Below are 26,485 nucleotides of genomic sequence, written 5' to 3'. Positions count from 1 at the left end.
TGGTTATAAAATTAAAATGCCATTTGATGTTCTTTTCTAAAATCCGCTAAACTTTGATTGTTCAATGCAGCTGCCTTTGACATTGAAATTTGTTCTTCTATCAGAGCCCTAAATAAAAGTTGCTCAAAGCGATTAGATTGTTCAACGCCCTCATAGTCATATGGTTCATCTATTTTCCAATTCATTTGTTTGAAAAAAAAGAAAAGTTGTTTTGTATAATTCTCATTGATAATGCCACAATCTTTTGCTCTCATGATAATTGCTTGCATTGAGATACCGTACTGCTTTTTAATATTTGCCAGTTCTAATGTGGAAAGTTTGTTTCTATGTTCTCCTAATTCAGATTTTATGGTGTCTTCTGGTAATAACATTGCACCAGCAAATTGATGACATAAAATTTCTTTTTGTCGTTCAGTTACATTACCAAATTTCAAAAGTAGGTGCGCTAATTCGTGTAAGAGTGTAAATCGAATTCTGTCTGGCTTGTTAGCTTTTTTAAGGTTATAGGCAACAACAGGAATAGTTTTGTTTACAAAAGTTTGAAGCCCATCAAAATCCTCATCTACATCTAACTTGATTACTTTTATATTTTTGTCTTCCAAAATTTCAACAACATTAAAAATTGCTCCATTACCTAAATTCCATTTTTTTCTTAAAAGTATTGCCGCCTCATTTATTTGATTGTAGTTAGTAATTATATCAAAATCTTTTAGGTGGTTCTCAAATTCATTTGGCAACCCAAGGATTTCTTCTAATTCTAAGTAACGAGAAAGTTTTTCTTTAGTTTTTTCTTTAATTAAAATAGCTTCCTTTTGAGGCATTTTGCTAAGTTTCCGAAATTCTATTTCGCTTAGTTCTACTTTGGTCCTTCTGAAAAAGAAATCAGGACTTACACCTAATACCCTACTTAGTTGATTAATTTTATCATTGTCAGGAATAACCTCGCCTTTTTCGTAACGATGTAGAGCCTGACGTGATAATTGGTTATCCAAAGCATCTGCCAAATCCTGTAACGAAAAACCTTTCATTAAACGGGCAGACTTAAAACGTTCAGAAAAGATTTCTTTCATTTCCATGTTGTTAGATTGACGCCGTAAAACTAATAATTAAAGTTTACAAATAGTCTGAAAATTTGTCATTAATATATATGAATTTGTTAACTGTGTCATTATTTCATACAGCAAGGCCCCAATAACATGACAATAATTCCGGATTTCTTGATAAAAATATACGGTTTACAAATAATGTTTACAAAACAATAGAATAGCATGCAATTTGTAACGATTAATATTGTAAATAAAATTAAATAAATGAGAAAAAATCAACACGTCGTTCCGCATGGCAATAATTGGGCTGTAAAAGGAGCTGGTAATGAAAAAAATACAAAAATTATGCCTACTCAAAAACAAGCTATTGAAAAAGCTCGTGCGATTGCTAGAAATCAGCAATCAGAATTAGTAATTCATAATAGAGATGGAAAAATCAGGGACAAAGACAGTTTTGGAAATGATCCAAGAAAAAGTAAAGGATAGAATATGATAAATATTACTACAGCTGAAAAAATAAATACACTTAAACATACTATGGATAGATATGACCATTACTATGATAGTGTTAATAATAAAGCTAATGTGTTTCTTACTCTAAATACATTTTTAGTGGGAGGAATTATTACAGGTTATTATAGTATTAAAGACCAGTTAGAATGTGGTTTTGATTTATACTTTTTTGTATTGACCGGATTGATACTTTCTTTACTTAGTATAGGTTTTTCTTTGTGGGCAACTATGCCATATTTAAGCAAGCAGGCTGATAGTCTAAATGGATCACTAATATTTTTTGGAAATGTTGCAAATATATCTTTTCAAAGTTTTAAAAAAATTTATGATGACATGACCAATGAAAATCAGTTTGAGGATTATTTACAGCAAGTTCATTTATTGGCTCTTGGTCTTCAAAATAAATTCTATAGGTTGAAAGTTGCGACTTATTTACTAGGTGGGTGCTTTGTGTGTATCATAATAATTGGATTTAAACTTTTAAATATTATAAAATGAATAATAAACTTTACAAAAATTATGTAGATGACATTGCTTACTATTTGAAGCAAGAAAAGAGACCTAAGCTTGCTCAAGCTATCGGAATCTATAGAATGAATGAAGGAGTCTCAAATACTCCTACAATGCAGTGGCATGATAAAATTAAAAATGAAGCTAATTTCAGAAGCCTAAGTGCTTTAAATACAATTGCGGGAAATAATGTAAAATATGAAGAGAAATTGGGTGCTCATCCGAGTTTCTTACATCTGAAGCACGGGGATAAAAGTGAGTACCATTATATTGTATCAATGTTTATTGATATAAAAAATTCGACAGGACTGTTTAAAAAGTATGATCCAATCGTAGTTGCGAATATTTGCAGAACTATTCAGCTTGCTGCAATTCATACTTGTTGGTATTTTGATGCGTACATTCATCGTTTACAAGGAGATGGTTTAATGGTTTATTTTGGTGGCAAACAGACTGACAAGAAAAAAGCAGTAGAAAATGCATTAATGGCGGGCTCTTTCATCAGCTATTTTGTTAAAAATGACCTTAAAGATTTATTTGAAGAAAAAGGTGTAAACAGGATTTATACAAGGATAGGAATAGATTTTGGAGATGCTGATACTACTCTTTGGCACAATGCGGGTGTTGGTGAATGCAGTGAAATTACAACTACAAGTTTACATACAAGTTTAGCAAGCAAAATGCAATCTCAAGCTGAAAGTAATGGAATAGTAGTGGGCGATAATATTATTGCATTCAAATCATCTAGTGAAAATTTGTTTTCTCATAAAACCTATAGTGAGAACGGAATTGAAAAGAATTTTATTTACGAAATTCCAGAAGAAAAGTTTAGATATAAGCAACATGATTTTCACTGGGAAAAATACTTGAAAAATCATCCATTGATTGGAGAAGATAATGACGGTAGTTTAACTTTTAAAGGAGTCCCTGTAGTATCAAGTTCTCATATACATAATAACATCCAACATTTACAAAAAAATGTTTCCGATTATAAACCATATTTCAAATAGAAGTTTCAAAATACGAAATTTTGAAGAAGACAAAATTGCAACTTTAAATGCTAATAGGGGTTTGCGATATGAAGGAGTTTTTGAAAAAAATCATCTTTTTTGTGGTAATTTTTATCTTATTAATTCTGATGGACAATTAATAGAAGTATTTGAGATTGAAATGATTATTGGTGGCGATTATCCAAATGATTTTCCAGTGGTAAAATTAATTGGAAATAATATCGAACTGATTGAAGATAATCACATTAGCAAATCAGGAATAATATGTTTTGACCACCCTTATATTATTAATTCAATCAAAAAAGGTGGAATTCGTATTTATGATTTTGTAAACTTTTACCTGCCTAAATATTTTTCGTGGGTATTAATTAAAAAATATGGTGATTCAATAATTTTACAAGAATGGTCACACGGAACTGAGGGAACGAAGCAATTTTATAAAGCCTTATTAGGAACAACTAATAATGAAACAATTGTAGTCTTTTTAGAAAACTATTGTAATAACCCTCGAATACAACGGAATTCAAAATGTTATTGCGGTAGCGGAAAAAAATTAAAATCTTGTCATTTGATCTCTGCTCAATATTTAAAAGCAACACCTTTAAAATACATTTTGACTGATATTAAATTATTTCATTAGCATATTCCTAAAAATCCTAATTCCTAAACGCCCCATATTTATAAAAATCAGTCATGACTACTTTAGCGCTCTGGTATTCTTTCAGTTCGTATTTGGGTGCTATACCTTTTTCTCTTTGGTCCGACATTTCTTGTAAGCGCTTATAGTAGGCTTTGTTTACATCAGTTAAAGTAAAGGTTGGTTCATCGTCTAGTTTTAGTAAATGGTAGCTCTTTGAAAGAGGGCGTTTATCTAAATTGAAAGTTGGTTGTGGAATGCTATTCTTTTTTTCAGCTTTTACTGGCGCTAGCTCCTTCGATAAAATATAGTTTGCCAATCGTATCAAAGCAAATACCCAAATAAATATCCAAATACCAGACATAGCCCTTTTTTATAATTTGATACAATGATAATTAATTCTCTTTCAACTGTAGAAACCTTGCCTGAAATATAATTTTAGTCATTACTTCCCCAATAGGTTACATTCATCCCCTTTAATTTTACCTCCCTCAAATAGGTACCATGCAAACACTCAAGTCTATTCTTGACGCCGAATTAGATCGTTTAATCAGTATCCAACAATTTCAAGAACCTGCGGTGGGCGTGTCTTCTGGTTTTAAATATTTGGACAGGGCCATCAATGGATTTAGGCCGCAACACTTGTACCTCTTGAGCGCTGCACCCGAGTCGGGTAAAACGACGTTTTTGCTCAACCTATTATTAAATATTACCGTTAAAAAGAAAAATCCTGCTAAAGCCCTGTTCTATAGTTTAGACATTAGTGCGGCAGAAGTAGGGCAGCGTTTATTGAGTTGTAATTCTGGGGTTTCCATGGATCATATTTTTTATGGGTCCACTAAGCCTGCTGTTTTAGAAAAACTCTACATTGATGTGGATCAAATTAAGGATCTATCAACTAATTTATTAATTGAGGATTATCCTTCCTGCTCTATAGAAAGCATTCGTGCGCAATTAACCCAATTGAAATCGCAGAATCAATTGCCTGCCATTGTGGTGATAGATAATATCAATCGCATTGCTGTGGAGGAAGATGCTGCCCCTGAACCCGATGACTATGGGGCTATTCCATTTTCTTTAATGGAACAGTTAAAAAATATTGCGGTCGATTTTAATATTCCGCTATTGGTATCTCCTGAAACCAGTCCGCTAGATCCCGATATTGAAACCGATCGGATGCCTCGCCTTAGCGTTTTGCGTCAAAAGAATTTCAACTTACACTTGATTGATGTGGTGATGTTTCTGCTGTCTCCTCAATATTATCATCTTCCTGGTGAGGAAGAACACCAACACCATCTTTCAAAATTAGGAAACCCCATGCTCCCCGGCTTTTCTGAAATGCATCTCCGCATTCCCCTAAATCGTTGTGGTCCTATTACTACCGTTTACTTTACTGCTGATATGGAATCACAAACGATTATTGAGGATGTGGGGTAGGATTGAATCTCTTAATATACCCTAAGGGGTATAATTTATTTCTATTTTCTAATTAATATACCCGAAAAGGTATAATAATGTAAATTATCTTTATTTTACACCCGAAAAGGTATAAATAATGAAGCTGAGTGAATTTGTAAAATCTAGAAGAGCTGCAGTTAAGCTAACTCAACCAGAACTGGCTGAAAAAGCGGGAGTGGGTTTGCGTTTTGTTCGTGAACTGGAACAAGGTAAAGAAACTTTGCGCTTAGATAAAGTAAACCAGGTGTTAAAGTTATTTGGCCACCAAGTGGGACCTATTACTTTAGCTCAAAATGAAAAATGACCATGAGAAAAGCAGAAGTAAGAATGCACAATATTACAGCAGGTTGGATTTCAAAAGATGAGGACGGGTATCATTTTGTCTATGATATCAACTACTTACAATCTACCTCTCCAGAAGCAATTAGTCTTACCCTTCCCTTACAAAAAGAATCATTTAATAGCAAAATACTTTTTCCTTTTTTTGATGGTTTAATACCAGAAGGTTGGCTTCTAGATATTGTTGAAAAAAATTGGAAAATTAATTCAAGAGACCGAATGGAATTATTATTGACTTGTTGTCAAGATTGCATAGGTGCTGTTAGTGTTCATCCACTTAACGAAAAGGACAATGATGAATAGATGTTTATATTGCTATAAGCCTTTAAGTAAAGAGGAATACGATTTTCATCCAGCCTGCTGTAAGAAAATGTTTGGTGATAAAAATTCTCCTCAATTACCCTATTCTGAAAACCAATTGGAAGACTTAGCCAAAGAAGTTATCAAATCACATACTGCAGTAACAGGGGTTCAGCCTAAACTATCTTTGCACCTTTCAAACGGAAATGAATCTAGAAAAACAAAAAAATTTACCATTGTTGGCTTGTGGGGTGGATATATTCTAAAACCTGCATCGCCAAACTATCCTCAATTGCCAGAAGTAGAAGACCTAACAATGCATTTGGCAAAAATTGCAAAAATTAAAGTAGTGCCCCATAGTTTAATCAGACTAGCATCTGGTAATCTGGCTTATATAACCAAAAGAATTGATCGCATTAAAAAGGGAAAGTTGCACATGGAAGATATGTGCCAGCTTACTGAAAGGTTAACGGAAGATAAATATGTAGGAAGCTATGAACAAATAGCGAAAGCAATTACAAAGTATTCTGTAACACCTGGATTAGATGTAATAAATTATTTTGAAATAGTACTTTTCTCTTTTTTAACTGGAAATGCTGATATGCATTTGAAAAATTTTTCACTCATACAACAACCGGGTTTGGGCATGGTCCTGAGTCCTGCTTATGATTTATTAGCTACTTCAATAGTGAATCCAAATGATGACGAAGATTTAGCATTAACACTTAATGGAAAGAAGAAAAAAATTAAAAGAGCGGATTTTATTGCAGCCTTTAACACAATGAATCTAGATGCCAAACAACAGGATAATATTTTCAATAAAATGCTCAAAAGTAAATCAGCTTGGATTCAACAAATTGATAATAGTTTCATCTCCGAAGATTTTAAATCAATGTATAAGTCATTATTAGTTGAACGTTTTAGCAGAATCTTTTAGCCTAAAATATCGTAAATTGAATGCTACCTAAAGCATTCTCATGAAAAAACTCCTCCTCGCTATCGGCCTGTTTACTAGCACGGCCGGCGCAATCCAAGTAAAAGCCCAGGACACGGCAGCTATTTATTGGAAGCTCGATTCCATTGCCGTGATTGATCAAAAAGTTATGATGCCGATGCGCGATGGCATCCGTTTGGCTACCGATATCTATCGCCCCAAGGGCAATGGAAAATATCCAATTGTATTTTCTCGTACGCCGTATAATTTCAATACCTGGGTAGATGGTAAAATGACTACCCGCACGCTGGAAGAAGCCTATCAGGCAGTGAGTCGTGGATATGCCTATGTGGTTCAAAATGAAAGAGGTCGCTTTTTCTCTGAAGGCGAATGGGATATCTTAGGTACGCCCATCACAGATGGGTACGATGCCTTAGAGTGGATGAGCAAACAGACCTGGAGCAACGGGAAAGTGGGTGTAATCGGTTGCTCTTCTACCGCCGAATGGCAGATGGCAGTTGCTTCTCAGGGCCATCCTGCTTTGGCAGCCATGGTGGCGCAGGGCTTTGGTGCGGGTGTAGGCCGCGTGGGTAAATTCATGGAACAGGGAAATTGGTATCGCGGCGGTGCGCAACAAATGTTGTTCACGTCTTGGTTGTATAGCACACAACACGATAAGATGGCGCCTAAATTACCAGTAGGCATTCAGCAAAAAGACTTAGTGCGTTTGCAGAAATTTTATGATATGGGTCCTGAATATCCAAGAGTGGATTGGTCGCAGGGATTAAGAACGCTGCCCGTAAAAGACATCATTAAAAAAGCACAGGGTCCCGAAGGTATTTATGAAGATATGATTGCACGCAAACCCAATGACCCAGCCTGGTTCAAGGGTGGATTGTACCACGACAATATGCCGTTGGAAGTACCTGCTTATTGGTTTGTTAGTTGGTACGATGTTTCTTCTGCTCCTAATATTGCTTTGTTCAATCATGTGCGCAATGCGGCTAAAAATAAATCGGTTGCCGATAATCAATATTTAGTGATTGCTCCCGTTTTACATTGCTCTTATAAGCGTGCCACCGAAAATACCATCGTGGGTCAGCGCAGTGTGGGCGATGCTCGTTTAAATTATGATGAACTTACCTGGGGTTGGTTCGATATGTTGTTGAAAGGAGAACAAAATGATTTTAAAGCCAAGCAACCCAGGGTTCGATACTATACTATGGGCGCTAACAAGTGGCAACAGGCAGAAAGTTTTCCGTTGGCCAATACCGAAATGAAATCTTTTTATTTGTCTAGTGCCGGCAAAGCCAATACCCGCAATGGAGATGGCGCACTTACTATGATGCCTCCTGCCAAAGACATTCCCGATGCATTTACTTATGATCCCATGAACCCGGTTACTTCTTACGGTGGCAATGTTTGCTGCACCGGCAACGCTGTACAGGGCGGCAGTTTTGATCAATCCGAAATGGAACTGCGCAATGATATCTTGGTATATACTTCTGAAGAATTAAAAGAAGGAGTAGAAGTTACAGGCTTTATTGAGTCCACGCTGTATGTTTCTTCTACAGGTTTGGATACAGATATTACTATCAAACTCATTGATGTGCATCCCGATGGCAAAGCCTACAACTTAGACGAAACCATTCAGCGCTTGCGTTACAGAGAAGGCTACGACAAGGAAGTCTTCATGGAAAAAGGGAAAGTGTACAAAGTAGATTTAACACCAATGGTGACCAGTAACTATTTTGCACCGGGTCATAAAATTCGCATTGAAGTTTCCAGCAGTAATTTTCCTCGCTTCGATCGCAATATGAATACAGGTGGCAACAACTATGATGAAGCTACGGGTGTTGTGGTGCAAAATAAAATTCATCACTCCAAGCAGTTTCCTTCTGTAATTAAACTGCCGTTCATTAAAAAATAATTACTTCAGTGCAGCTGCAGGCAATGTAAAGCCCATACTCTCTGCACACCAGAAAATATTCACAATATAGAAGCGGTCCTGGTCTTTAAACAGTTGTATACTATTGATACCTCTGTTGGTACTAGGACCGTTTTCTGTTTCTCTGGTTTCATAGGTGCTAAATGCGTGCATCACGGTACCAAAGGAAACGGTTTCGCGTTTCAATTCTTTTTCAAAGAAACCGGTTTTGATGCGCGTGCTGAACATGGTAATGTATTCCTCCGGTGTCATGGTTCTATACATGTATTTTCCAGCCGCATCTTTCCCTGTTGGAATCAGCTTCGCATCTTTTCCAAATAAGTATTTGAATCTTTCCCAATCGCGTGGCTCACCAGGTGCACCACAGATTACATTGTATAATGCGGCAATAATATTATCGACACTGCTTACGTCTTTGGCATATTTTGTATTGGGGGGATTAACACTGGCTGCGGATGCAGTCGGGTTAACTGTTTGCGCATTGCTTTTGATGGCAATAAGAGAAGTGCTCACAAAAAAACTGAGACTTACAAAACAGATTACGGAAAATTTCATGATCAAAAATTTAAATAGATTGAATAATAAATGGTCTGAACAGGATTAAGGTTTAATCAAATGCATTGCGATGCTGAATATAAAAAAATCCCCTCATAATAAAATGAAGGGATTGGGGGTAAAACTATACTCGGGGGGTATATTACTCTATATAATGTGCGTGTTCTGGGTTATCTTCTATGATTTTATACTCTCCCTGCAATGCATATTTTCCAAATACTAACAATCCTCCTACCACAATCGGTAACAAAATAAAACAGATGATAATGCCAAAAACCAGGTCGTCTTGTTTGCCGCTGGTTAGTTTAGGGATGCCTAAGATGGTGAGTCCAAAATAGCCTACAGCCAATCCTAATGCAAGCCACACAATACCTAGCAACTTTCTAACAATATTCATAACAAGATTATTTTAAAATGGTTTAATCGTTTATTTCTTTGTCTTTTCCATTAATGTAGATCACTCCTATAATCAAGCAAACCGTTGCTACGCCTATTGGATACCAGAGTCCCTCCAGGTACCAGTCGGCTTTCCCAGCTGTCTTTGCCTGTGTAGTTAGGTAGGTGGCTACAGCCGGTAACAATCCCCCAAATACCCCATTGCCAATATGATAGGGCAGGCTCATGGATGTATACCTTATTTTAGTGGGGAACATTTCTACTAAAAATGCAGCAATGGGCCCGTACACCATGGTTACAAAAATCACTTGTAAAAAAACCAGCAAAATCAATTTGCGTTCATCTGATTCGTTTACCTGAATATGAATAGTGCTAAGTGTGGCGCCGTTGGCTGGATTGGTCTTTTGAATTTCTGTTTTAATGGTGCTGTCCGCATATAGAGTGGTAATCGTGTTTACATTATTGACCATGTTAATGCTGCGACTTACTTCTTTTTTCTTTTCAAGATTCGTAGTCTGGTACATTTTCTCATAGATAGGTCTATACGAAACAATGGCTACCAACATCCCCAACATCATGATCCATTTTCTGCCCACTTTATCACTGAACCAGCCAAACACCAAAAAGAAAGGTGTACCCATGATGAGCGCAATGAACATCAAACTGTCCACCTGTTCTTTGTGTACGTTCATCGTTTTTTCCAGAAAACTCATGGCATAAAACTGTCCTGTATACCAGATTACGCCCTGTCCCATCACTGCACCAAACAAGGCCAATAACACGAATTTGAAATTCAGTTTATTGCCGAAACTTTCTTTGAGTGGATTCACAGAAGTTTTGCCCGATGCTTTGGCTTTCGCAAACACGGGTGACTCTTCCATATTTTTTCTAATCAGATAAGAAACCAATACCATTAAAATGGATACCCAAAACGGAACCCGCCATCCCCATTCGTTAAAATCTTCTGCTGTTAATGCAGCGCGTGTTCCCATGATAACTAATAGCGATACAAACAAACCAACCGTTGCAGTGGTCTGTATCCAGGAGGTCATGAGCCCTCTTTTGTTATTGGGTGAATGTTCGGCTACATAAGTGGCAGCGCCTCCATACTCTCCGCCCAAAGCCAATCCCTGCAAGAGTCTTAGCAGCAGTATCAATACGGGAGCCATAAAGCCAATGCTTTCATACGACGGAATACATCCAATTAAAAAAGTGGCACCGCCCATGAGTAAAAGCGTTACCATGAATGTGTACTTACGTCCTATTAAATCGCCCAGTCTTCCAAAAAATAAAGCCCCGAAAGGTCTTACCACAAATCCTGCGGCAAAAGTGGCTAGCGTACTTAAAAAAGCTGCTGTTGGATTATCCTGCGGAAAAAATTTAGTTGAAATGATAGTGGCGAGACTTCCGAAAATATAAAAATCGTACCACTCAATCATCGTTCCCACCGAGGATGCACTAATGACGGTAGTGATAGATGTTCCTTTGGTTTTATTCATCCTTAAATATATTCCTTTCGAAAGAAAACTTCAACAACTCTGTGTAAGATGTTTTAAATTACAAGGGTAAATGTTGACCATGAGTTATCCTTATCAAATCAAATCCTTTGAAGAGTACCAGCGTGTGTACAAAGAGAGTGTAGAGAACCCCGAAGCCTTCTGGTCCTCGATTGCAGAGCACTTTGTCTGGAGAAAAAAATGGGATAAAGTCCTTGACTGGAATTTTTCCGAGCCCAAGAATGAATGGTTCAAGGGAGGTAAACTGAATATTACAGAAAACTGTTTGGATCGTCATTTGGCTGAACGTGGAAATGTACCTGCCATTATTTGGGAGTCGAATGATCCGCACGAAAAGCAAAGAGTGCTTACCTATAATGTATTGCACAAGCGTGTTTGCCAGTTTGCACAAGTATTAATTAATAACGGTGTTCAGAAAGGCGACCGTGTTTGTATTTATATGGGAATGATTCCTGAATTAGCTATCGCTGTTTTAGCTTGTGCCCGTATTGGCGCGATTCACTCAGTAATTTTTGGGGGATTCAGCGCGCAGAGCATTGCTGATCGTTTATATGATGCGCAAAGCGAATTCATTGTTACCTGCGATGGTGCCTTCCGTGGTGGTAAAGACATTCCATTGAAATCGGTAATTGACGATGCCTTAATTGGTAATAGAACAGTGAAGAAAGTAATAGTATATACCCGCACTCGCACCCCTATTTCTATGATTAAGGGAAGAGATGTTTGGTGGGAAGACGAAATGCGTCATGTAGAAGAAATGGGCATTAAAGAGTTGCCGGCCGAAGAAATGGACGCGGAAGATCCATTGTTTATTTTATATACATCAGGTAGTACGGGTAAACCCAAAGGTGTAGTACACGCGTGTGCGGGATATATGGTGTATACCAACTATACGTTTGTAAATATCTTTAATTATCAGCCAGGTCAAATTCATTTTTGTACAGCGGATATCGGGTGGATTACAGGGCACTCTTATATTGTCTATGGTCCATTGAGCGCAGGGGCTACTTCGCTCATGTTCGAAGGCGTTCCTACCTGGCCCGATGCCGGGAGGTTCTGGGAAATTGTAGACAAATACAAAGTCAATATTTTATATACAGCTCCAACAGCCATTCGTTCTTTAATGAGTTATGGCCTAGGCCCCTTGCAGGGAAAGGATTTGAGCTCTTTAAAAGTTTTGGGTACAGTAGGAGAACCCATTAATGAAGAAGCATGGCATTGGTACAATGAAAACGTTGGCAAGAAAAACTGTCCCATCATTGATACCTGGTGGCAAACCGAAACTGGCGGTTGCTTAATTAGTAACCTGGCTGGTATTACGCCTTCTAAACCTGGATGGGCTACACTTCCTATGCCTGGTGTGCAACCAATTTTGGTAGATGAAAAAGGGGTAGAAATTACAGAAGCAGAAGACGGTATTTACAAAGGCAATCTGTGTATTAAGTTCCCTTGGCCTTCTTTGTTGCTCACTACTTATGGCGATCACGAACGTTGCCGAACCAATTATTTTGCTACTTACGAAAACTTATACTTCACGGGTGATGGTGCGTTAAAAGATGAGAATGGATTTTTCCGCATTACTGGTCGTGTAGACGATGTATTGAATGTAAGTGGTCACCGGATTGGTACAGCTGAAGTGGAGAATGCAATAAATATGCACGCCGGTGTTATTGAAAGTGCAGTGGTGGGTTATCCGCACGATGTAAAAGGTCAGGGCATTTATGCTTTTGTAATTTATAGTAATACACACGGCGACGAAGAGCTCACGCGCAAGGATATTTTACAAACCGTTACGCGTATGATTGGACCGATTGCCAAGCCCGATAAAATTCAGTTTGTGAGTGGCTTGCCCAAAACGCGCAGTGGTAAAATCATGCGTAGAATCTTACGCAAGATTGCGGAGGGGGAAACAGAAAATTTAGGGGATACTACTACTTTATTAGATCCCGGTGTAGTGGATGAAATTAAAAATGGACATCTTTAATGACAACTCGAAAAATCTCGGGTTGCCTTTTATACAAAAAAATAAATGCTTGCTGTTATGAAAAAATTCTTGTTTGCGGGTCTTGCTGTTTTTGCAAGTACTAACATTTGTGTTGCAACTGCTGCTGCGCCCGTTACCACTCAAGTGAAAACTAACACCTTCGAAAAAATTGCTGCCGACAACGACATCATTGGCCGATGGGATTTAACCGTAAATATGGATGGCCGCATTGCCCCATCCTGGTTAGAAGTAAAATTGTCGGGTGTTAAAACGCTGGTTGGCTATTTTGTTGCTGACGGTGGTAGTGCCAGACCCATCAGTCACGTACAAGTGAAAGATGGAAAAATTCACTTCAGCATTCCTTCACAATGGGATCGTTTAGACAAATACATGGAATTTGATGCAGTGTTAGAAAACGATAAACTCACAGGAACCATCACCCAGTCTTATGGTAAAGTACATTCTTTCACAGGTGAGCGCGCCCCTTTATTGAAAAGAGAAAAAGCACCTGTATGGGGTAAGCCCATCAACCTCTTAAGTGGGAAGGGTACGGAAGGATGGCATGCAGACAGAAACAACAATCAGTGGGTAAATATCAATGGGATTTTAACCAGCCCAAAAAGTGGTGCAAATATTATTACTGATCAAAAATTTGAAGACTTCAAACTACATATTGAATTCCGCTATCCTGCAGGGAGCAATAGTGGCGTTTATTTAAGAGGTCGTTACGAAGTGCAGGTTGAAGACAATGCAGGAAAAGAACCCAGCGCTACTTTGTTTGGAGGCGTCTATGGTTTCTTAACCCCGAATGAAATGGCTGCCAAAGCACCCGGTGAATGGCAGACCTATGATATCACTTTAATTGGCCGCAGAGTTACTGTGGTAGCCAATGGAAAAGCCATTATTGTGGATCAGATTATTCCTGGTATTACGGGTGGTGCATTAGACAGCAAAGAGGGAGAGCCAGGTCCCATTATGTTACAAGGAGATCATGGTCCGGTAGAATATCGAAATATTATTATTACACCAGCGAAGTAAATAGGGTATTAATCTATAATCGCAGATAACGCAACTGCAATCTGGGCGCCAATAGCTGCATTGTTTTTTATCAATGCAATATTGGCGTCTAAACTTTCTCCATTCGTGTGTTTGGCTATATAACTGAGTAAATAAGGTGTGAGATCTTTTCCTCTTACACCTGCTCGTGAAGCGGCGTCTAAAGCCAATACGATATGCTCTTCCATTATGGCAGCGGGTATTTCCAGATCAGCGGGTATCGGATTGGCAATGAGTACCGATCCTTTCAAACCCATCTCCCATTTCACTTTTAGCATCGCTGCTATTTCTTCGGGTGTATTTAACTGTAAGGGACTTTTATGTCCACTATCCTGCGAATAAAAACTGGGAAATGCTTCCTGACCAATGGTTACCACAGGAACCCCCAGGGTTTCTAAATATTCAAGTGTAAGACCAATGTCTAAAATAGATTTAACACCAGCAGATACAACAGCCACATTGGTTTGTTGCATTTCTGTTAGGTCCGCAGATATATCCATATTTTTTTCTGCTCCTCTGTGTACGCCTCCAATTCCTCCCGTTACAAAAATAGAAATGCCTGCCATGGCTGCAATCCGCATAGTGGCTGCTACGGTTGTGGCACCATATAATCCCTGACTAACAACATAGGGCATGTCTCGCAAGCTTACTTTCTGCACGTCTTTTGCCTGTCCAAAATATTCCAATTCTTCCTGGGTTAAACCTACCGTACATTTTCCTTTGATGATGGCGATTGTAGCAGGAACAGCTCCATTCTTTCTTACAATATCTTCCACAACCCTTGCGGTAGCTACATTCTGTGGATAGGGCATACCATGTGATATAATGGTACTTTCCAATGCAACCACGGGTTCTCCATCTCTTAAGGCTGCTGCAACTTCTGGATGGATATGAAAATTAGATGGCTGCGTCATTAGGTTATCATTTTAAAAGAATGGTCGTGTTGTTTGTGTGCTCACTTTTTAGGGTATGCTCGGATAGTATTTGTTCACATTATTCAGTAATTGCTCCTGTGTTAAATGGGTCACAATGGCTCCGTTTACCTGTAAAATTTCTGCAGATAAAGTATGTGCTAGTTTAATACACTCTTCATCGGTTTTGCCCAATGTTTTTCCTAATAAAAATCCGGACAAGGATCCGTCGCCAGCGCCGGTACAATCTACTACTTCAATATCGGGAGCATGTAGTGTAACGGTCTTGTCTTTGGTATAAAAAGCAGATCCTTGTTTGCCATTGTGCAGCCAGATATTTTTTACGCCACGCTTCAATAGTTCTTCTACCTGTAATTGCGTTAAGAAAGATTTTGCACTGCAAATAACAGGTAACTCATCTTCATTGGGCGTTACCATATACAAACCATTCAGATCCATTTGCTGCAGTTTCATTGCAGGTGGTACAGATACGGGTTCTATAATAAAAGGTATTCCTGTTCTGTTGCTGAAAGAAAGTAACCAGTTCATGCTTTCAATACTGGTATTGGCATCAGCCATGATATATTGAGCAGTCTGGAGCAAAGCTTCATGCTTTTGTAAATGCTCAGGTGTAACCATTTCAACGGCTGCGTTCGATAAGAAAGCTGCATATAATGATCCATCAGAATTTAGCACGCCGGTATATCTACCGGATATACCTTCTTTGGTAATGCTGGCGTCTATTTTTACACCAGCAGCAGCGCAGGATTGTTTTAACCAATCGCCATCACTGTCATTTCCAAATACACTAATCAACTGAATATTCACGCCAAGAATGCTTAATTGCTTGGCAATATTATGTGCTACGCCTCCAGCGGTTTTAGTAATATGAGCATTTACGGTAGTGGCAGGTAAAATGGGAACGGCTGCATGAATGAGCTCATCCACTAAAATAGCTCCCACGCAAATGATTGGCTTTGACATCCGGCAAATGTACAAACTCGGTTGACCTTTTTTTCATTATTTTCATGGTGGTTAAATATTTTACAATGAACAGAAGAAAGTTTTTACGCAATGGTTCTTTAGCAGCTGCCGCTGCTGTAACAGTAACAGGTACAGTTGCTTCCGGGTTAGCTGGATGTAGCAGTGGTGCTAATAACGCTGAAGACAAAAAGCGCGATAGCGCCGAAATTTCGGCTGCCGCTGAATTGGGCAGAGACGAGTTTGAATTGTCAGAAATTACCATTGCAGAATTACAGCAGGGGTTACAATCAGGCAAATACACTTCAGTTAAACTAGCTGAATTATACTTAACCCGAATTAGTGAAGTTGATCAGGGAAGACACGATTTAAAATCGGTAATTGAAGTAAATCCGGAAGCGCTGATGCTTGCAGAGCAAATGGATAAGGAGCGAAAGCAGGGTAAGCTTCGCGGACCACTACATGGGATACCAATTATGATTAAAGACAATATTGACACAGCAGATAAAATGCATACAACAGCCGGTTCCATTGCATTGGCCGATCATGTTGCCGCAAAAGATGCTTTTGTAGTTACTCAGTTGCGAAAAGCCGGTGCTTTAATCATTGGTAAAACCAATTTAAGTGAATGGGCTAATTTCAGATCAACAAGATCTAGCAGCGGATGGAGTAGTAGAGGCGGACAAACCAGAAATCCTTATGTGATCAATCGTTCTCCCTGTGGTTCCAGTTCCGGATCAGCTGTGGCAGTGTCTGCCAATTTGTGCGCAGTTGCTGTTGGTACCGAAACCGATGGCTCTGTTATTGCACCTGCTTCTTTTTGTGGTATTGTAGGAATTAAGCCAACGGTAGGACTTGTTAGCCGCTCAGGAATCATACCTATTTCTGCCACACAGGATACAGCTGGGCCTATGACCAGAACCGTTGCGGATGCTGCAATTTTGTTGAATGCCATGGTAGGAGTAGATCCTGCTGATTCCATTACTGCAAATGCAAAAGATAAAATTGCAAAAGACTATACCAGTTTCCTCGATAAAAATGCTTTGAAAGGCAAGCGCATTGGGGTAGAGCAATCTTTTTTAAGAGGCCGACAGGAAGAAGTAGTGACGCTGTATCAAAAAACGATTGATCAGTTAAAGCAATTGGGTGCTACCATCATACCTGTTGAATTGGTGAAAGAAACAGGTGCTTTGGGTGAGGCCGAATTCCAGGTTTTATTATATGAGTTTAAAGATGGATTAAATAAATATTTATCCGGGGTTAAAAAAGGGGTTAAGTCGATGAGTGAACTGATTGAGTTTAATAAAAAAAATGCAGACAAAGCCATGCCTTATTTTAAACAGGAACTGGTTGAGATGAGCAATGCCAAAGGAGATTTAAAAAGCAATGAATACTTAAAGGCATTGGCTACATCTACTTCGGCGCGCGGTATTATAGACCGTATTATGCAGAAGAACCAGCTGGATGCAATTGTAGGTACCAGTTACGGGCCAGCACACTGTATTGATTGGGTTAACGGAGACTATGATCCTGGATTTTATTTTTGTCCTCCTGCAGCCATGGCTGGTTATCCGCATATTACTGTTCCTATGGGAGATATTCATGGATTGCCTGTTGGACTTTCTTTTATTGCGTCCAAATATGAAGAAGGAAAAATAATAGGTTTGGCTTATGCATTTGAACAGGCAACCAAGCATAGAAAAGTTCCTCGTTTCAAACGATCTATTTAAGTCAAAATTTACGGTATATTCATATTTTTAATCATGGGTTTAATTTAATAAAGGGTTTAATCTAATAATGTGTCTGAAATAATTACAAAATCATCTTCTCCTTTAGGTTGGATTGCCAGTTCCTGGATGGCCAGGGGAATTCCTTTTATTGCCTTATCTAGCACAGTAGCTACCATGTACGAGTCCTTTGAGGTAACAGATACTGAAATAGCATTCTGGACTTCCGTTATCATGTTGCCCTGGGCGTTAAAATTTTTATGGGCACCTTTATTGGAAATGTTTCAAACAAAAAGATATTTCGTGTATGTATCACAGTTCTTTTTGGGTGTTTTATTTGCGCTGGTGGCAGTGAGTTTAATTTCTGATCGCTTTTTTGGTTTATCAATTGGATTCTTCATTGCTATTGCTGTGGCTGCTGCTACACAGGATGCCGCTATTGATGGTATCTATGTAAATGAATTGAGTGCTAAGCAACAACAACAGTTTGCCGGATGGCAAACCGTATTTTTTACTTTGGCAAAATCCTTATTTGGTCCAGGGTTGGTTGCACTGGCTTTCTTGCTTCAGGAGTCTTACGGGTTAAAAATTGCCTGGATGGTAGTAATGTTGATTTATGCAGTCCTTATGATTACAGCGGGTGTAATATCCGCAACCAAAATTCCTACAGGAGGGAATGCCTTACACGAAGTAGAATCTGCCCCTGAAGCTGTTGTAATTTATAAGGATGTACTACTTCAGTTTATCAGAAAAAAGAATTTAGTTTTCGGGATTGGATTTGTTTTCTTATTCAGGCTGGCCGAAGCTCAGGCAGTTAAAATTGCTCCTTTGTTTTTTAAAGCTTCCAGAATTGAAGGTGGTTTGGGAATTGATAAGGCTGATGCAAGTTTTATTTTTGATATTGTAGGGTTAGTCGCTATTGTAATAGGATCACTGGCTGCCAGCTATTTTGCTGCATCAAAATCTTTTAACCGCAAGACTTTAATGACTTTGTGTGCAGTTATGAATTTGTCTTATCTGGTGTATACTTATCTGGCGATTGCACAACCAGTAGATGAATTGTCTATTATTGTCATGGTTGCTTTTCAGCACTTATGCTATGGTTTTGGATTAATGGCTCTTATATTCTTTATACTACAGGAGCTGACTCCGGGGAAATACCAGTTGGCTAATTTTAGTTTTGCAATGGCTATTATGTACCTCGCTTATTTATTGCCTGGTATGGTGAGTGGTTTTTTCAGCGACTATATGGGTTACTATGAATTCTTTGTTTGGATAATTATCTGCACAATTCCAGCCTATATTATGAGCGCACTGGTTCCGCTTAATTCAGCGCCATCTGAAACTGAATAAAACTTTTCTGTAATACAGTAGTAAATTTATTTACACAAATGAAAATTACTGCCAGCTGGCATTGCCTACAAGGTGCAACTTTGTTTGTCTGCCACTGATGTACCTGAATCCACTCTGATCATAATAACCATCCTGCTCCAACATAATGCGAATGGATTTTTTCCATTCCTTAATTTCTACCGCTGCATTTAATTCAATACTGTAGGCGGTATGATAATACATAGGGTAATCACCGCTTCCGGGCACACCGTTTTGCATATCCCATATACCAATAGTGGGTCCAGCAGCGTGTCCGTGTGAACCAATCGGATGCGTATAAATAGTGGCGTTAATCCCTTCTTTTTTTGCCTGAGCTAAAGCATCTTTTAAAATAGCATTGCCCGATTTAAGCAAAGCAAACTGATTGGTTAGAATATCCTGTAAACGATTGCCGGCGGCTAATGCATTTTTTAAATAGTCGGGTGCATCTTTTTCTCCGGGTTTTAATACATAAGCGTGCTCCTGAATATCAGAGTTTAGTCTTAAATAGGTAATCCCAAAATCTACATGCAGCAAGTCGCCTTGCTGAATGATGTTTTTGGCATCATATCCCTTATTGCTGAATGCTGTTAAATGATCAAATACGGTTGCGTCATTGCGTTGTATTTCTACGGAAGGATGAAACCAGGTGCTTAATCCCAATTGGTTTATTTTTTGTCTGTACCACCAAACCAGGTCTTCAGAACTGGTGATACCCGGAGTAATTACTTTGCTGCTGAATCCTTCTGCAATGATGGCTTTGCTAATTTCTATCACCTGCGGATAAATCTGCATTTCTCTTTCAGTTCTCGTTTCCAGCCAGGCAACTGCCAAAGGTTCCGCCGATACAACTCCTGTTTTAAATTTTACCGGTAACTTTTGCATGAATTGCTCGTAAGCAGTATGGTCTAATCCATCCGCATGTCCGAAGCTTGCAGAAGTATTGATGCCAATTTTTTTAGGCTGGTGTTTTTGTATAATTGCCATTAATGCTTCGTATTGGTCGGGATATTTCGTCATGTCCCATGCTGCTTTGATAGTATTCCCTACATTGTATCTGGCAACAGCAGATTTGGTATATTCTTTTGTTTCTGGATTATAATAAAATACCAACATGGTGGTTCTTCGGGCACTGATCCAGGTTGCAGGTAAAAAAGTTTTTACAATCGGGTCTTCATTGTACTCACGTGTAATCATTACCCACATGTCAATTCCTGTTTTCTCCATTAACCGAGGTAATAGCAGATTCAACCGTTCATCTAAAATTTCATCAATCACTTTAGCTTGATCTTTTAGCGGAAGTACTTGCTGTGCCTCAATTTGCAATGATGTTATCAATAAAAGACAGCTTAGTAAAAATGATTTTCTAATAATTCGACTCATGGTAAATACTTTAAGTATTGAATATACTAAAATACTTTATTGTACTTTTACTGAATACATTTTGCATTGCCTAATTCTTTGTCTTCTGTAATTCATTCTTTTGATTCGCTGCCTCGTATTGTGTACATGGCTAGCTATTCATTCTTTAATCGGCTCATTCATTTGTCTTTCTTATTAGCCGTTTCATTTTCAGTTTTGGCACAAGAACAAAAGGCCTATCCAGAAAAAGATTTAAATGATTACTTGTTTGGGTCCAATAGAAAATCTGTAAAAAATGAGGTGGATTCATTTGTTCCTCGTAAGCTTTATACCAGTGTTTTACCGATCCCTGGCTACAATCCTGCATTGGGTTTTGTAATTGGTGGAGGCATTAGTACTAGTTTTTTATCGGGTCATGCAAGCAGTACGCACAGATCTAACATATTGGCAAATGCTACCATTACTACCAGAAATCAATTCAATTTTAATGCACGGAATTTAATTTATTTGAAAGACGATCAGTGGATTTTGCAAGGTGATTGGAGATGGCTTATTTTTTCTCAGGCTACGTATGGACTCGGAATTAACTTCAACAATCGTTTCAGGCCTGCTGCTAAAGAGCAGCCTATGAAGTTCAATTACATTCGATTTTATCAAACCTTGTATAAAAAATTGAAGGGTTCTTTGTATGCCGGGGTTGGCGTAAATATTGACCGTCATTATAATATCGTGGACCAATTGCTAGATACAAGTTCAACTAGTCCGTTTCTTACTGCTCATTATGATTATTCTAAACTGAATAATATTCGACAGGATCAATATGCCTCTGTTGGGATTAGTTTTCATCTTCTTTTAGACAAGAGAGATAACGCAGTGAATCCACGTAAGGGTCAGTATGCGCTCATCAGTTTTAGAGTAAACAATGAGATCTTTGGAAGTACACGTTCACACAACACGCTGTATTACGAATTCAGAACCTACTGGAATCCGGCAAAACACCGGGAAAGGCCTCATATTCTTGGATTCTGGACCATGGGTCAATTTGTAACGAGTGGCAAACAACCCTATTTGGAAATGCCGGGAATTTCTTGGGATATGTATAACAGAACTGGAAGAGGATATGTACAGGGGAGAATTAGAGGCGAAAATATGTGGTATGGAGAAGCCGAGTATCGATTTCCGATAACCAAAAATGGTTTTTTGGGTGGCGTTGCATTTTTAAATCTTACGACGGCAACGAATGAAGCTAAACAACAAAAATTAGCAGATGAATTTGCAGCGGGATATGGAGTTGGATTAAGAATTAAAATGAGCAAGAAAACCAATACCAATATCGGGATCGATTTTGGTATTGGTAGAGATGGAAGTAGTGGTATTTATGTGAATCTGCTAGAGACCTTTTAAGGTTTTCCCTTGTTCTATTGATAATTTTTTGATTACTTCTATTAAAATTACTGTATTAGTCGATAAATAAAAACAGCGCCACGCTTCATTAGAATTGGATAGAGTTTTGTGTTCAATGTTTCTCCAGGCGCATGTGCACCTTTGCCAGCAGCACCTAATCCATCCAAGCAATCTGCATAAGCTGCTACATAAGAAATATCACCAGCGCCCCTGCTGCCAGGATCACCAGGCAATACTTTTCCCAATCCCATATCTTCACTAGTCTTACTTAAGATGTTTGCTAAGCCTTCATTTCCTTTGGTAGGAGCCATTGAGGGAATACCGTCCTGAAAACGAATGATTGCTTTTGTTCCTGCTAAAGAATTACTTACAATGGCTTGCATGGTTTTACGAGCACTGTTTTTTTGTTCTTCAGTTAAAAAACGTAGGTCACCATTTACATAAGTTTTAGGTGAAATGATATTGGTTTTGCCTGAAGCCTCACCTCTCTGTTGCTCAAAGTTGGCAGACACTTCTGATCCCCCAATAAAAATGCCTGGATTAAAAGTGAGGTATTTTTCTTTGCTTAAAGTTTCTCTGAAACTATTGACAATTCTAGCCGCTTCATAAATAGCACCGTATCCTGCATTACCAAATACACCGGATGAATGTCCTTGCTTTCCTTCTACTTCTAATTCCCAACCGCTGGAACCTCTTCGGGCAGTGGCAATAGTATTTAATCCTGCAGCTCCTTCAAATGCCAACACTATATCGTGTTGTTTTGCTCTTTCAATAAAGTCGCCCCGGCTAATGCTTCTTGGTTCGCCTGCATTTTCTTCATCACCTGTCATATAAATGGTGATTGTTGCATCATTCAACAGATTTAGTTCGTGCATAGCTTTCATGGCAGCAATGATGATTACATCGCCGCCTTTCATATCGTTAATGCCCTGTCCGGTTATGGTACTATCATTCAAAACGGTAAAGGGATTGGCAGGCATATCAGGTTCAAATACAGTATCTAAATGCCCCAACAACATAATTCTTTTTCCTTTCTTTCCTTTTCTGGTAGCTACTAAATGCCCTGCTCTTTTTAAAGAGTCGGGTAACGTAATCCATTCAATCGTGAATCCAAGTTTGGCCAACTCTGTAGCATATAAATCACCAACTGCTTTTACACCTCCTATATTAAAAGTGCCGCTATTGATGTTTACAGAATTTTTTAATAATGCCATCATTTCAGGATAGTTTTCTTCAATCCTTTTTATTAATTTTTGTTCATTGGGTTGTAAACTTTGTGCATGCAGCGAAATAAAACTTATAAAAATTAAGCAGATAAATAATGTCTTTTTCATATTCATATATAATTTGAATAAAAGATAGCCTATTTAAAAAAAGTAAAGGCTGAATGTAAGTAGTATTTAGTTGTTTTATACTCTTCCTCAAAACTAATTACTGATATTGGATGACGTTTAATTGACATTAATTAAAATAAATATGTTTTCTTTCCTCAATACGCTTATGATTTGATATTTTTAATTTGAAAATTATTGTTTTGTTGGCTCAAGAAACATATCGAAGTAAATACGAAACCTTATTGGATGTAGCACAATTGGGCGGCTGGGAATACGATGCCTTAACACAAGCACTTTGGTGTAATAAATCCTATTTCAAAATGTTAGGGAGGTTGGATACTAACATGAAAGAATGGGATCGGTATTCTATTAAAGAGGTTTGGGAAAACTGGTTGCATCCGGAAGATTTGGCTAGGGCCAAGAACTATTTTGCTGATTTCATTTTAAATCCAAGCATGGATTATTCGCAGCAATTTAGAATGCTCCATGCAGAAGGTCATTGGGTGGTTATACTGAGTAGAGCTAAAGCCATGCGAGATGAAAATGGAGAATTGAATGGTATCATTATTGGCTCTCATTTCGACATAACAGGAACACAAGAGATTACAGATAGTTATACGATTACCCAGAAAGAATTTGAGAAAACAAAACGGCAAGTAATTAAAGACAATGCTTTTTTAAAAGCGGTATTAAATAGTCCCAAAGAATTATTCATTGTTGCCATAGACAAACATTTTCGATTTCTTGGTTTTTCTGAAGCGTACATTTCATTTGCAAGAAATGCACTGAGAAAAGAGGTGTCTGAAGGAATGAATGTATTTGATGTATTGCCTGAAGACCTAAAGGATTTTGCCAGAAAAAACTATGAAAGGGCATTGAGTGGCGAGAGTTTTGTTACAAATAATTCGATTGTACTACCTGATGGAAAAAAAAGGTATTACGAAAACAAATACAGTCCAATCGTTGATCAACATGGGAAGATATTGGGTCTCACTTTGTTTAGTAATGATATTACAAAACTAATTGAGCAACAAGAGGAAACCCGTATGGTGGATCTACGGTATGCAGCTTTATTTGATGGAGCGGAAGATGCTATTTTAATTGCCGATACTAGTTCTGGTAATTTAGTTGATGTAAATGACAAAGCTTGTCAACTGTTTGGCTATTCCAAAATGGAAATGATTGGGTTGCACCAAACAAAATTACATCCGCCTGAAGCTTTGGCCTATGTTCAAGCTAAGTTTCAAGAATTTGCGAAGAATAAACAATATCATTTTGTTGAAACAGATATTATTACCCAAAAAGGACAGATTAAGCCCGTCCGAATTTCAGGCGGAGCACCATTCAGAGTAGGTAAGTATATGTTTACAGCGGCTTATTTTCATGATAGAACTGTTGAAAAAGCAGCAGTTGAAAAAGCCTTGACCATACAGGAGCTACTCTCGAAGGCAGAGGGTATTGCCCATGTGGGTAGTTTTGAAGTTACACTTCCCGGAGGATTTGCGGTATGGAGTGATGAAATGTTCCGAATACTGGATTTGACCCCCAATGAAATGATTGCACACTCGGATATTTTTACAAATATGGTTTTGCCTTCTTACAAAGAAGACTATGCAAAATGGATTGTTGCAGCCAGTTCAATTGAGGGAGAATCAAAGCCCATGAAAGTAGAGATCAAAACAGCTAAAGGCAATTTGAAGCATGTCATTGTTAGTGGGGTCAGCTATAAAGACAAGTCTGGTTATATTTATAAGTTCATTGGCGTAGTAAAAGATATTACGAAACGCATAGCTACCCTGGATAATTTACAAGAGCAAAATAGAAAACTCAAGGAAATTGCATGGGCCCAGTCACACCTGGTTAGGGGACCTTTATCAGATATTTTAGGTATCAGCAAAATTATCAAAGGAGATCTGGTATCTCTGGACGAAAGAGAAAAACTCCTTCATCAAATACATGAAGCTGCTGAAAAGCTGGATCAGGTAATTAAAAACGTGGTAAAAAATACCAGCACTTTTGAAGAAATTCTGGAAGATTTTGAATAATTCCGGGCTTTGTGCCAGAATTACCTAAAAATAGGTATGTTGAGTTATAAATTTTTAAGCATATTGCATAAGAATTTAGTTCATAAATCGGGGTACAATCATATCGGGGGGTGTGTTTGTTTCCCCGATTTACTTTAAGCCCCACCCATTTTTCGTCCCGTTTTTAAAATTCATTAATCAGTTTCGCTGTGGCTTCTGGTGCCTCTTCCATGGGTACATGGCCTATATTTTTAAGTATCGCCATCTTGCTTCCCTTTATATCTCTGTTGAACAGACTTGCATTTTGAACCGGTATTAATCCATCCTTCTCTCCCCAGATAATCAATGTAGGCTTTTGTATGGTTTTAATTTTACCGGGTTCCTGCTCTAATCCCTTCTTAAATATGTTCAGCAGTGCTTTCCGGTTTCCTTTGGCAATGGCCATATCATGAAAACGGGTAATCTGTTCATCATTAATAATACCGGGGTCCTGATAAATCCCTTTTAAGCTGGCTTCTACTAATGCTTTAGGTGTTATGAACAACATAATATTATTTATTACAGGTGTAGAAGCAATTTTAAAACCTAGCGATCCTTTTACATTCATTACCGGGTAACCAGTTGCATCTATTAATATCAATTTTCTTACTTTATTCGGAAAATATGTGGCAAACTGCCAGGCAATGCCCCCGCCTAAAGAATTACCACCCATATCACAAACCGGAATATTTAGTTTGGATAAAAAGGAATCTAAAAAACTACTATAGTACTTAAAACTATATTCATTGTTTGCGTTGGGGCCAGTTAGTCCAAAAGCAGGCATGTCTACTGATATTACCCTTCTATTTGGATTAAGGTATTTACGCATGGCTTCAAAAGTATGAAGCGAGGAGCTGGTGCCATGAATAAGAACTAACGGCACAGAATCTTTTGTATTTCCCTGATCTCTGTAATGCACATTCATACCCATCAATGGCATGAATTCAGATTCATTATTAACGTACAGCGGTTTTAATTCTTCAAGGGTTTTATCGGATTGAAAATAAATGACAAACAACAACAATAGTAATCCGAGAACAGCACCAAAAAAATAACCAATATACTGTAGGAACTTTTTCATGTGTATGATTTAGTCCTACAAATATATTGGTCAGTAATGGGATCCTGT

25 protein-coding genes are annotated in these 26,485 nt (G+C 38.1%); 15 read left to right on the top strand and 10 right to left on the bottom strand.

Features of this window, described 5'->3' with window-relative positions; translation table 11 throughout:
• Positions 1-11: 11 nt before the first annotated feature.
• Complete coding sequence (locus tag TEGAF0_RS09910; RefSeq protein WP_264898020.1) at positions 12-1,076, bottom strand: helix-turn-helix domain-containing protein; 1,065 nt, start codon at positions 1,074-1,076, stop codon at positions 12-14.
• Positions 1,077-1,310: 234 nt separating this feature from the next.
• Between TEGAF0_RS09910 and TEGAF0_RS09905 the strand changes: the two genes are divergently transcribed.
• From TEGAF0_RS09905 to TEGAF0_RS09890, 4 genes are read left to right on the top strand one after another with little or no spacing between them, the layout of a single operon-like run.
• Positions 1,311-1,532: a DUF2188 domain-containing protein gene (locus TEGAF0_RS09905; protein WP_264898019.1), complete on the top strand. Its 222-nt coding sequence runs from the start codon at positions 1,311-1,313 to the stop codon at positions 1,530-1,532.
• A gap of 3 nt (positions 1,533-1,535) precedes the next feature.
• Positions 1,536-2,057, top strand: a complete 522-nt coding sequence (locus TEGAF0_RS09900; RefSeq protein WP_264898018.1) for a Pycsar system effector family protein — start codon at positions 1,536-1,538, stop codon at positions 2,055-2,057.
• Positions 2,054-3,079: an adenylate/guanylate cyclase domain-containing protein gene (locus tag TEGAF0_RS09895; RefSeq protein ID WP_264898017.1), complete on the top strand. Its 1,026-nt coding sequence runs from the start codon at positions 2,054-2,056 to the stop codon at positions 3,077-3,079. The genes TEGAF0_RS09900 and TEGAF0_RS09895 overlap by 4 nt, the downstream gene beginning before the upstream one ends.
• Complete coding sequence (locus TEGAF0_RS09890) at positions 3,048-3,719, top strand: SEC-C metal-binding domain-containing protein (protein WP_264898016.1); 672 nt, start codon at positions 3,048-3,050, stop codon at positions 3,717-3,719. Before TEGAF0_RS09895 ends, TEGAF0_RS09890 begins: the two co-directional genes overlap by 32 nt.
• 16 nt (positions 3,720-3,735) lie before the next feature.
• Here the strand turns inward: TEGAF0_RS09890 and TEGAF0_RS09885 are convergent, their stop codons facing one another.
• On the bottom strand, positions 3,736-4,080 hold the full coding sequence (locus tag TEGAF0_RS09885; protein WP_264898015.1) for a hypothetical protein: 345 nt from the start codon (positions 4,078-4,080) through the stop codon (positions 3,736-3,738).
• Between the two features lie 140 nt (positions 4,081-4,220).
• Between TEGAF0_RS09885 and TEGAF0_RS09880 the strand changes: the two genes are divergently transcribed.
• The 5 genes from TEGAF0_RS09880 (at position 4,221) to TEGAF0_RS09860 (ending at position 8,677) form a co-directional block, all read left to right on the top strand.
• On the top strand, positions 4,221-5,153 hold the full coding sequence (locus TEGAF0_RS09880) for a DnaB helicase C-terminal domain-containing protein (RefSeq protein WP_264898014.1): 933 nt from the start codon (positions 4,221-4,223) through the stop codon (positions 5,151-5,153).
• A 118-nt stretch (positions 5,154-5,271) separates the two neighbouring features.
• A complete protein-coding gene (locus TEGAF0_RS09875) occupies positions 5,272-5,478 on the top strand; it encodes a helix-turn-helix transcriptional regulator (RefSeq protein WP_264898013.1) in 207 nt (68 codons plus the stop codon).
• A 2-nt stretch (positions 5,479-5,480) separates the two neighbouring features.
• Positions 5,481-5,816, top strand: a complete 336-nt coding sequence (locus TEGAF0_RS09870; RefSeq protein WP_264898012.1) for a HipA N-terminal domain-containing protein — start codon at positions 5,481-5,483, stop codon at positions 5,814-5,816.
• 67 nt (positions 5,817-5,883) lie between these two features.
• Positions 5,884-6,750: a HipA domain-containing protein gene (locus TEGAF0_RS09865; RefSeq protein WP_264898011.1), complete on the top strand. Its 867-nt coding sequence runs from the start codon at positions 5,884-5,886 to the stop codon at positions 6,748-6,750.
• Between the two features lie 40 nt (positions 6,751-6,790).
• On the top strand, positions 6,791-8,677 hold the full coding sequence (locus TEGAF0_RS09860) for a CocE/NonD family hydrolase (RefSeq protein WP_264898010.1): 1,887 nt from the start codon (positions 6,791-6,793) through the stop codon (positions 8,675-8,677).
• On the opposite strand, the gene TEGAF0_RS09855 is transcribed toward TEGAF0_RS09860, so the two are convergent.
• The 3 genes from TEGAF0_RS09855 to TEGAF0_RS09845 form a co-directional block, all read right to left on the bottom strand.
• Positions 8,678-9,250, bottom strand: a complete 573-nt coding sequence (locus tag TEGAF0_RS09855) for a hypothetical protein (protein WP_264898009.1) — start codon at positions 9,248-9,250, stop codon at positions 8,678-8,680.
• A gap of 142 nt (positions 9,251-9,392) precedes the next feature.
• The gene (locus tag TEGAF0_RS09850) at positions 9,393-9,647 is read right to left on the bottom strand and encodes a DUF6814 family protein (protein ID WP_264898008.1); all 255 of its coding nucleotides are present in this window, start codon (positions 9,645-9,647) and stop codon (positions 9,393-9,395) included.
• 22 nt (positions 9,648-9,669) lie between these two features.
• Positions 9,670-11,145, bottom strand: a complete 1,476-nt coding sequence (locus TEGAF0_RS09845) for an MFS transporter (RefSeq protein WP_264898007.1) — start codon at positions 11,143-11,145, stop codon at positions 9,670-9,672.
• Between the two features lie 79 nt (positions 11,146-11,224).
• On the opposite strand from TEGAF0_RS09845, the gene acs reads away from it, so the two are divergent.
• Positions 11,225-13,147, top strand: a complete 1,923-nt coding sequence (gene acs / locus TEGAF0_RS09840; RefSeq protein ID WP_264898006.1) for an acetate--CoA ligase — start codon at positions 11,225-11,227, stop codon at positions 13,145-13,147.
• Positions 13,148-13,204: 57 nt separating this feature from the next.
• Positions 13,205-14,185, top strand: coding sequence for a 3-keto-disaccharide hydrolase (locus tag TEGAF0_RS09835; RefSeq protein ID WP_264898005.1), 981 nt, complete (start codon positions 13,205-13,207; stop codon positions 14,183-14,185).
• An 8-nt stretch (positions 14,186-14,193) separates the two neighbouring features.
• Here TEGAF0_RS09835 and TEGAF0_RS09830 read toward each other — a convergent pair whose 3' ends face one another.
• Both TEGAF0_RS09830 and TEGAF0_RS09825 read right to left on the bottom strand, forming a co-directional pair.
• On the bottom strand, positions 14,194-15,117 hold the full coding sequence (locus TEGAF0_RS09830; protein ID WP_264898004.1) for a pseudouridine-5'-phosphate glycosidase: 924 nt from the start codon (positions 15,115-15,117) through the stop codon (positions 14,194-14,196).
• A gap of 48 nt (positions 15,118-15,165) precedes the next feature.
• On the bottom strand, positions 15,166-16,098 hold the full coding sequence (locus tag TEGAF0_RS09825; protein ID WP_264898003.1) for a PfkB family carbohydrate kinase: 933 nt from the start codon (positions 16,096-16,098) through the stop codon (positions 15,166-15,168).
• Between the two features lie 65 nt (positions 16,099-16,163).
• On the opposite strand from TEGAF0_RS09825, the gene TEGAF0_RS09820 reads away from it, so the two are divergent.
• Positions 16,164-17,825 carry an amidase gene (locus tag TEGAF0_RS09820; protein WP_264898002.1) on the top strand — a complete coding sequence of 554 codons (1,662 nt, stop codon included), beginning with the start codon at positions 16,164-16,166 and terminating at the stop codon, positions 17,823-17,825.
• Positions 17,826-17,894: 69 nt separating this feature from the next.
• The gene (locus TEGAF0_RS09815; protein WP_264898001.1) at positions 17,895-19,175 is read left to right on the top strand and encodes an MFS transporter; all 1,281 of its coding nucleotides are present in this window, start codon (positions 17,895-17,897) and stop codon (positions 19,173-19,175) included.
• A gap of 45 nt (positions 19,176-19,220) precedes the next feature.
• On the opposite strand, the gene TEGAF0_RS09810 is transcribed toward TEGAF0_RS09815, so the two are convergent.
• Entirely contained in the window at positions 19,221-20,576 is a 1,356-nt protein-coding gene (locus tag TEGAF0_RS09810; protein ID WP_264898000.1) for an aminopeptidase P family protein, read from the bottom strand.
• Positions 20,577-20,642: 66 nt separating this feature from the next.
• Here TEGAF0_RS09810 and TEGAF0_RS09805 point away from each other — a divergent pair, with 66 nt between their 5' ends.
• A complete protein-coding gene (locus TEGAF0_RS09805) occupies positions 20,643-21,959 on the top strand; it encodes an outer membrane protein assembly factor (protein WP_264897999.1) in 1,317 nt (438 codons plus the stop codon).
• A 47-nt stretch (positions 21,960-22,006) separates the two neighbouring features.
• Here TEGAF0_RS09805 and TEGAF0_RS09800 read toward each other — a convergent pair whose 3' ends face one another.
• The gene (locus tag TEGAF0_RS09800; RefSeq protein ID WP_264897998.1) at positions 22,007-23,293 is read right to left on the bottom strand and encodes a M20/M25/M40 family metallo-hydrolase; all 1,287 of its coding nucleotides are present in this window, start codon (positions 23,291-23,293) and stop codon (positions 22,007-22,009) included.
• A 185-nt stretch (positions 23,294-23,478) separates the two neighbouring features.
• Here TEGAF0_RS09800 and TEGAF0_RS09795 point away from each other — a divergent pair, with 185 nt between their 5' ends.
• Positions 23,479-25,338 (top strand): PAS domain S-box protein, encoded by a 1,860-nt coding sequence (locus TEGAF0_RS09795; RefSeq protein WP_264897997.1) that lies wholly within the window; start codon positions 23,479-23,481, stop codon positions 25,336-25,338.
• A gap of 163 nt (positions 25,339-25,501) precedes the next feature.
• Here the strand turns inward: TEGAF0_RS09795 and TEGAF0_RS09790 are convergent, their stop codons facing one another.
• Entirely contained in the window at positions 25,502-26,437 is a 936-nt protein-coding gene (locus TEGAF0_RS09790; protein WP_264897996.1) for an alpha/beta fold hydrolase, read from the bottom strand.
• Positions 26,438-26,485: the final 48 nt, after the last annotated feature.

The organism is Sediminibacterium sp. TEGAF015 (assembly GCF_025997995.1).
Classification (GTDB): Bacteria; Bacteroidota; Bacteroidia; order Chitinophagales; family Chitinophagaceae; genus Sediminibacterium.
The sequence above is the reverse complement of the archived record's forward strand: the minus strand, read 5'-3'. Positions and strand labels throughout refer to the sequence as shown.